At 70.4% G+C, this 6,161-nt stretch carries 11 protein-coding genes; 6 read left to right on the forward strand and 5 right to left on the reverse strand.

Annotated elements, in window-relative coordinates; translation table 11 throughout:
• Positions 1-106 precede the first annotated feature (106 nt).
• The 3 genes from G6O69_RS38560 to G6O69_RS38570 all read left to right on the forward strand — a co-directional run bounded on the left by G6O69_RS38560 (position 107) and on the right by G6O69_RS38570 (position 1,450).
• Positions 107-475, forward strand: coding sequence for a TonB-dependent receptor (locus tag G6O69_RS38560; RefSeq protein WP_176397403.1), 369 nt, complete (start codon positions 107-109; stop codon positions 473-475).
• Positions 476-674: 199 nt separating this feature from the next.
• Positions 675-917 (forward strand): hypothetical protein, encoded by a 243-nt coding sequence (locus tag G6O69_RS38565; RefSeq protein WP_176397404.1) that lies wholly within the window; start codon positions 675-677, stop codon positions 915-917.
• Positions 918-1,102: 185 nt separating this feature from the next.
• Entirely contained in the window at positions 1,103-1,450 is a 348-nt protein-coding gene (locus tag G6O69_RS38570; RefSeq protein WP_176397405.1) for a hypothetical protein, read from the forward strand.
• Between the two features lie 52 nt (positions 1,451-1,502).
• Here the strand turns inward: G6O69_RS38570 and G6O69_RS38575 are convergent, their stop codons facing one another.
• The 3 genes from G6O69_RS38575 to G6O69_RS42685 all read right to left on the reverse strand — a co-directional run bounded on the left by G6O69_RS38575 (position 1,503) and on the right by G6O69_RS42685 (position 3,083).
• Positions 1,503-2,285 (reverse strand): SDR family NAD(P)-dependent oxidoreductase, encoded by a 783-nt coding sequence (locus G6O69_RS38575; RefSeq protein ID WP_172308043.1) that lies wholly within the window; start codon positions 2,283-2,285, stop codon positions 1,503-1,505.
• A 79-nt stretch (positions 2,286-2,364) separates the two neighbouring features.
• The gene (locus G6O69_RS38580) at positions 2,365-2,658 is read right to left on the reverse strand and encodes a methyltransferase (protein ID WP_346017175.1); all 294 of its coding nucleotides are present in this window, start codon (positions 2,656-2,658) and stop codon (positions 2,365-2,367) included.
• Positions 2,604-3,083 carry a hypothetical protein gene (locus tag G6O69_RS42685; RefSeq protein WP_176397407.1) on the reverse strand — a complete coding sequence of 160 codons (480 nt, stop codon included), beginning with the start codon at positions 3,081-3,083 and terminating at the stop codon, positions 2,604-2,606. The genes G6O69_RS38580 and G6O69_RS42685 overlap by 55 nt, the downstream gene beginning before the upstream one ends.
• A gap of 6 nt (positions 3,084-3,089) precedes the next feature.
• Between G6O69_RS42685 and G6O69_RS38590 the strand changes: the two genes are divergently transcribed.
• On the forward strand, positions 3,090-3,809 hold the full coding sequence (locus G6O69_RS38590) for a methyltransferase (RefSeq protein ID WP_176397408.1): 720 nt from the start codon (positions 3,090-3,092) through the stop codon (positions 3,807-3,809).
• Between the two features lie 78 nt (positions 3,810-3,887).
• The gene (locus G6O69_RS38595) at positions 3,888-4,670 is read left to right on the forward strand and encodes an SDR family NAD(P)-dependent oxidoreductase (RefSeq protein ID WP_172308043.1); all 783 of its coding nucleotides are present in this window, start codon (positions 3,888-3,890) and stop codon (positions 4,668-4,670) included.
• Between the two features lie 52 nt (positions 4,671-4,722).
• On the opposite strand, the gene G6O69_RS38600 is transcribed toward G6O69_RS38595, so the two are convergent.
• Positions 4,723-4,887 carry a hypothetical protein gene (locus tag G6O69_RS38600; RefSeq protein WP_176397409.1) on the reverse strand — a complete coding sequence of 55 codons (165 nt, stop codon included), beginning with the start codon at positions 4,885-4,887 and terminating at the stop codon, positions 4,723-4,725.
• Between the two features lie 105 nt (positions 4,888-4,992).
• On the opposite strand from G6O69_RS38600, the gene G6O69_RS38605 reads away from it, so the two are divergent.
• On the forward strand, positions 4,993-5,196 hold the full coding sequence (locus G6O69_RS38605; RefSeq protein WP_176397410.1) for a hypothetical protein: 204 nt from the start codon (positions 4,993-4,995) through the stop codon (positions 5,194-5,196).
• Positions 5,197-5,252: 56 nt separating this feature from the next.
• Here G6O69_RS38605 and G6O69_RS38610 read toward each other — a convergent pair.
• Positions 5,253-6,161 (reverse strand): TonB-dependent receptor (locus G6O69_RS38610; RefSeq protein ID WP_176397411.1); only part of this gene is annotated, 909 nt, incomplete at its 5' end.

Consider the following 6,161-nt stretch of genomic DNA (forward strand, 5'->3'; position numbering starts at 1 on the left):
ACCTCGGCGTGCGCATGGAGTTCATCAAGATCGTCCGGCGCTCGAACCTCGAGAGCTTCCTGCTCTCGCCCCCGGCCTACTGGGCCCCGCTGCCCGCGGCCTCGCTGTGGTACGCGCCGATCGACGAGCTCGCGCTCTTCTTGCCTATGGCCGCTCCTTTGGCCCGCCCCAGTACCTCCAGCTGCTCGTCGCCCCCGACGACCTCCAGCTCCAGGCCGAGACCTCCAACGGCGTCGAGCTCGGCGCCAAGCTGCTCGAGCTCGCCGGCCTCTATGGCGAGGTCACGGGCTGGTACAAGGAATTCACCAACTACATCGACGTCGGCGAGGAGAGCTACGACGCCATCCCCAAGATCCACATCTGGGGCGTGGAGAGCGAGCTCGAGTGGTACCCCAGCGAGGTCTTCGACGCCGACTTTGGCGAGCCACGGTCTACGCCGGCTACGCGTGGACCGGCAGCTACCTCATGGGCCTGACCTACACCGGCAACAAGATGCCCTGGTACCCCGAGCACGAGGCCTGGGCCGGGGGCAGCTGGGGCTTCGACTTTGGCCTGGAGCTGGGCGTGGACGTCAGCTACCAGAGCCGCCAGTACACCGACCTCGAGAACCGCGAGGTCGAGGACCAGGACAACGCCGCCTACGGGCCGATCCCCGCCTACACCCTGGTCAACCTGTGGACGCGCATGAAGACCCCCTGCCCCGGGGCTGGCGGCTGGAGTTCACCGGGGGGATCAAGAACATCGCCGACGTCCGCTACTTCTCGCGGACCGACGACCGCAACGCCGGCATCCTCGTCGGCCGGCCGCGGACTTTTTATCTCAACATGGGCTTTGCCCACGACTTCTTGCCGACCAACGCCCGCGAGCCTCGCAAGCGCAGGCGCAGGCGAGAGATGGCCTGGAACGCAGGTTTTTAGATAGAGCGGCCCCTGCTCCGGCGGCTACCATGGCGCCATGCTTCGACGCGGCGGCCTCATCTGCACGCTCACGCTGACCCTCGCCGCCTGCGGGAGCCCGAAGGCGTCCGTCCGTCCCGACGTGGACATGCTGTGCGGGACGTGGACGAGCGAGTCGGGGGCACACGAGCGCTGGGAGATCGACGGTGACAACCTCGTCGGTCAGGCTCACAACGGCGAGGAGCTCGAGCAGCTCACGCTCCTCGCACAGGGCCAGGGACACGTCTACATCGTCCAGCCCGGCCAAGCCGCCCCGACGCAGTTTCGAGCCGATCGATCCGAGCGCGGCCCGCTTCTCGGTCGATACGCCTCGAGGCGCGACGATCTGGGTGTGGGCCAACTACGAGCACGACTTCCCGCAAGAGATTCACTACGCGCTGTTCGCCGACGAAGGCCGGCTCGAGGCGGCGATCGTCGGCCCCGGCGAGGGCGAGGCGCCTTCGGTCATGACCTGGAGCTTCACGCGTAGCGCCAGCTGTGGCGTCGATTCGTGAGCTCGCCCTCGCCGAAGCGCCTAGGAGCCCGTGGTGAAACCCAACACGGCTCCTAGCGCGGCGCCATGCGGATCGCCCCGTCGAGGCGGATGTCCTCGCCGTTGAGATAGCCGTTGCGGCAGATCTCGAGGGCGAGGGCGGCGTACTCCGCCGGCCGACCGAGGCGAGAGGGGTTGGGCACCTGGGCCCCGAGCGCGTCGCGGATCTTCTCGGGCAGGCCGTGGAGCAGCGGCGTGTCGAAGATGCCCGGCAAGATCGTGTTCACGCGGATCGCCTCGCGCGAGAGGTCGCGGGCGATCGGCAGGGTCATGCCGACCACGCCGGCCTTCGACGCCGAGTAGGCGGCCTGGCCGATCTGTCCGTCCTCGGCCGCGACCGAGGCCGTGTTGATGATCGAGCCGCGCTCCCCACACGCGAGCGCGTCGAGGCTCATCATCCCCGCCGCCGACTTGGCGATGCAGCGAAAGCTGCCGATCAGGTTGATCTGGATGATCTTCTCGAACTTGTCCGCGGGGAAGTGGCGGATCTCGCCGGTCTCCTTGTCGCGCGAGGCCGTCTTGATCCCGTTGGCCGTGCCCGCGCAGTTGACCAGGATCCGCTCCTGGCCGAGGGCCGCGCGGATCTTGGCGAAGCCGGCGTCGACCTGGGCGTCGACGGTCACGTCGACCTTGGCGAACACGCCCCCGATGTCCTTGGCCACGGCCTCCCCGGCCGCCTCGTTGAGATCGAAGATGCCGACCTTCACGCCCTCGGCGGCGAGCGCCCGGGCCGTGGCCTCGCCGAGGCCCGAGGCCCCGCCCGTGACGACTGCAGTGATATTCGAATCGAGCTTCATGCGTCGCGCAGGATAGCGAATGCCGGCCCGGCGAGCCCAGGGATCGACCTGCGCCGAGCCTGCGCCCGCCTGCCGGGGCTCAGCGCCGCATCTCCTGCAAGACCACCCGCATGCCGCTCATGTCGATCGAGCCGTGATCTCGCACGCGCAGCCCGGCCGCCGCCCCGGCCGCGGCCGTCACCTGGGCGGCCGGAGTGACCCACACGAGCCGACCGCCGGGGCTCAAGGTCCGCGCCGCGTGGCTCACGAAGCGGCGCAGGGAGGCGTGCAGGCCACCGGCCAGGGCCGTGCGTCGGCCCATGGGCGGATTGGTCAGGATCACGTCCGCCTTGGCCGGGCTGCCGGCGTAGACGTCGACCTCTTCGATGCGCACGCGCGCGGGGTCGAGGCCCGCGGCCTCCACGTTGGCCCGGGCCGCCGCGATCGCCTGGGGTCGCGGTCCGTGCCGATGAGGCGCAGCGCGTCGGCGAGGCGGCTGCACTCGATCAGCTCGGCCGCGCAGCCGCAAAAGGGGTCCCAGACGCGCTCGCCCGGCTGCGGCGCGGCCACGCGGGCCATGATCGCCGCGAGGGTCGGGTGCGAGGAGGCCGGGAGGTGGGCGACGCGATAGTCGAAGCGCGGGTCGGGCCGACGCGGGAGCGCGACCAGCTGGCTGCGCGCCTCGTCGACCTCGATGGTCCAGCTGACCGCGCGCGAGTCGTTGCGCAGCGCCGCCTGGCGGGCGTCGAGGGCCTGGGCGATGGACCAGACCACGGCCCGCCGCGAGCCGCCCTGGGCGAAGCTCAGGCGAAAGCGCACCGGGCGGTGCGCTTTCGCCTGAGCTTCGCCCAGGGCGGCTCGCGGCGGGCCGTGGTCTGGTCCATCGCCCAGGCCCTCGACGCCCGCCAGGCGGCGCTGCGCAACGACTCGCGCGCGGTCAGCTGGACCATCGAGGTCGACGAGGCGCGCAGCCAGCTGGTCGCGCTCCCGCGTCGGCCCGACCCGCGCTTCGACTATCGCGTCGCCCACCTCCCGGCCTCCTCGCACCCGACCCTCGCGGCGATCATGGCCCGCGTGGCCGCGCCGCAGCCGGGCGAGCGCGTCTGGGACCCCTTTTGCGGCTGCGCGGCCGAGCTGATCGAGTGCAGCCGCCTCGCCGACGCGCTGCGCCTCATCGGCACGGACCGCGACCCCCAGGCGATCGCGGCGGCCCGGGCCAACGTGGAGGCCGCGGGCCTCGACCCCGCGCGCGTGCGCATCGAAGAGGTCGACGTCTACGCCGGCAGCCCGGCCAAGGCGGACGTGATCCTGACCAATCCGCCCATGGGCCGACGCACGGCCCTGGCCGGTGGCCTGCACGCCTCCCTGCGCCGCTTCGTGAGCCACGCGGCGCGGACCTTGAGCCCCGGCGGTCGGCTCGTGTGGGTCACTCCGGCCGCCCAGGTGACGGCCGCGGCCGGGGCGGCGGCCGGGCTGCGCGTGCGAGATCACGGCTCGATCGACATGAGCGGCATGCGGGTGGTCTTGCAGGAGATGCGGCGCTGAGCCCCGGCAGGCGGCGCAGGCTCGGCGCAGGTCGATCCCTGGGCTCGCCGGGCCGGCATTCGCTATCCTGCGCGACGCATGAAGCTCGATTCGAATATCACTGCAGTCGTCACGGGCGGGGCCTCGGGCCTCGGCGAGGCCACGGCCCGGGCGCTCGCCGCCGAGGGCGTGAAGGTCGGCATCTTCGATCTCAACGAGGCGGCCGGGGAGGCCGTGGCCAAGGACATCGGGGGCGTGTTCGCCAAGGTCGACGTGACCGTCGACGCCCAGGTCGACGCCGGCTTCGCCAAGATCCGCGCGGCCCTCGGCCAGGAGCGGATCCTGGTCAACTGCGCGGGCACGGCCAACGGGATCAAGACGGCCTCGCGCGACAAGGAGACCGGCGAGATCCGCCACTTCCCCGCGGACAAGTTCGAGAAGATCATCCAGATCAACCTGATCGGCAGCTTTCGCTGCATCGCCAAGTCGGCGGCGGGGATGATGAGCCTCGACGCGCTCGCGTGTGGGGAGCGCGGCTCGATCATCAACACGGCCTCGGTCGCGGCCGAGGACGGACAGATCGGCCAGGCCGCCTACTCGGCGTCGAAGGCCGGCGTGGTCGGCATGACCCTGCCGATCGCCCGCGACCTCTCGCGCGAGGCGATCCGCGTGAACACGATCTTGCCGGGCATCTTCGACACGCCGCTGCTCCACGGCCTGCCCGAGAAGATCCGCGACGCGCTCGGGGCCCAGGTGCCCAACCCCTCTCGCCTCGGTCGGCCGGCGGAGTACGCCGCCCTCGCCCTCGAGATCTGCCGCAACGGCTATCTCAACGGCGAGGACATCCGCCTCGACGGGGCGATCCGCATGGCGCCGCGCTAGGAGCCGTGTTGGGTTTCACCACGGGCTCCTAGGCGCTTCGGCGAGGGCGAGCTCACGAATCGACGCCACAGCTGGCGCTACGCGTGAAGCTCCAGGTCATGACCGAAGGCGCCTCGCCCTCGCCGGGGCCGACGATCGCCGCCTCGAGCCGGCCTTCGTCGGCGAACAGCGCGTAGTGAATCTCTTGCGGGAAGTCGTGCTCGTAGTTGGCCCACACCCAGATCGTCGCGCCTCGAGGCGTATCGACCGAGAAGCGGGCCGCGCTCGGATCGATCGGCTCGAACTGCGTCGGGGCGGCTTGGCCGGGCTGGACGATGTAGACGTGTCCCTGGCCCTGTGCGAGGAGCGTGAGCTGCTCGAGCTCCTCGCCGTTGTGAGCCTGACCGACGAGGTGTCACCGTCGATCTCCCAGCGCTCGTGTGCCCCCGACTCGCTCGTCCACGTCCCGCACAGCATGTCCACGTCGGGACGGACGGACGCCTTCGGGCTCCCGCAGGCGGCGAGGGTCAGCGTGACGTGCAGATGAGGCCGCCGCGTCGAAGCATGGCGCCATGGTAGCCGCCGGAGCAGGGGCCGCTCTATCTAAAAACCTGCGTTCCAGGCCATCTCTCGCCTGCGCCTGCGCTTGCGAGGCTCGCGGGCGTTGGTCGGCAAGAAGTCGTGGCAAAGCCCATGTTGAGATAAAAAGTCCGCGGCCGGCCGACGAGGATGCCGGCGTTGCGGTCGTCGGTCCGCGAGAAGTAGCGGACGTCGGCGATGTTCTTGATCCCCCCGGTGAACTCCAGCCGCCAGCCCCGGGGCAGGGGGGTCTTCATGCGCGTCCACAGGTTGACCAGGGTGTAGGCGGGGATCGGCCCGTAGGCGGCGGTGTCCTGGTCCTCGACCTCGCGGTTCTCGAGGTCGGTGTACTGGCGGCTCTGGTAGCTGACGTCCACGCCCAGCTCCAGGCCAAAGTCCGAAGCCCCAGCTGCCCCCGGCCCAGGCCTCGTGCTCGGGGTACCAGGGCATCTTGTTGCCGGTGTAGGTCAGGCCCATGAGGTAGCTGCCGGTCCACGCGTAGCCGGCGTAGACCGTGGGCTCGCCAAAGTCGGCGTCGAAGACCTCGCTGGGGTACCACTCGAGCTCGCTCTCCACGCCCCAGATGTGGATCTTGGGGATGGCGTCGTAGCTCTCCTCGCCGACGTCGATGTAGTTGGTGAATTCCTTGTACCAGCCCGTGACCTCGCCATAGAGGCCGGCGAGCTCGAGCAGCTTGGCGCCGAGCTCGACGCCGTTGGAGGTCTCGGCCTGGAGCTGGAGGTCGTCGGGGGCGACGAGCAGCTGGAGGTACTGGGGCGGGCCAAAGGAGCGGCCATAGGCCAAGAAGAGCGCGAGCTCGTCGATCGGCGCGTACCACAGCGAGGCCGCGGGCAGCGGGGCCCAGTAGGCCGGGGGCGAGAGCAGGAAGCTCTCGAGGTTCGAGCGCCGGACGATCTTGATGAAACTCCATGC

The organism is Pseudenhygromyxa sp. WMMC2535 (assembly GCF_011083025.2).

Excerpts from the sequence above, each read along its gene's own strand:
- G6O69_RS38575 (WP_172308043.1), bottom strand. The coding sequence starts at position 2,285 with ATGAAGCTCGATTCGAATATCACTGCAGTCGTCACGGGCGGGGCCTCG.
- G6O69_RS38595 (WP_172308043.1), top strand. The coding sequence starts at position 3,888 with ATGAAGCTCGATTCGAATATCACTGCAGTCGTCACGGGCGGGGCCTCG.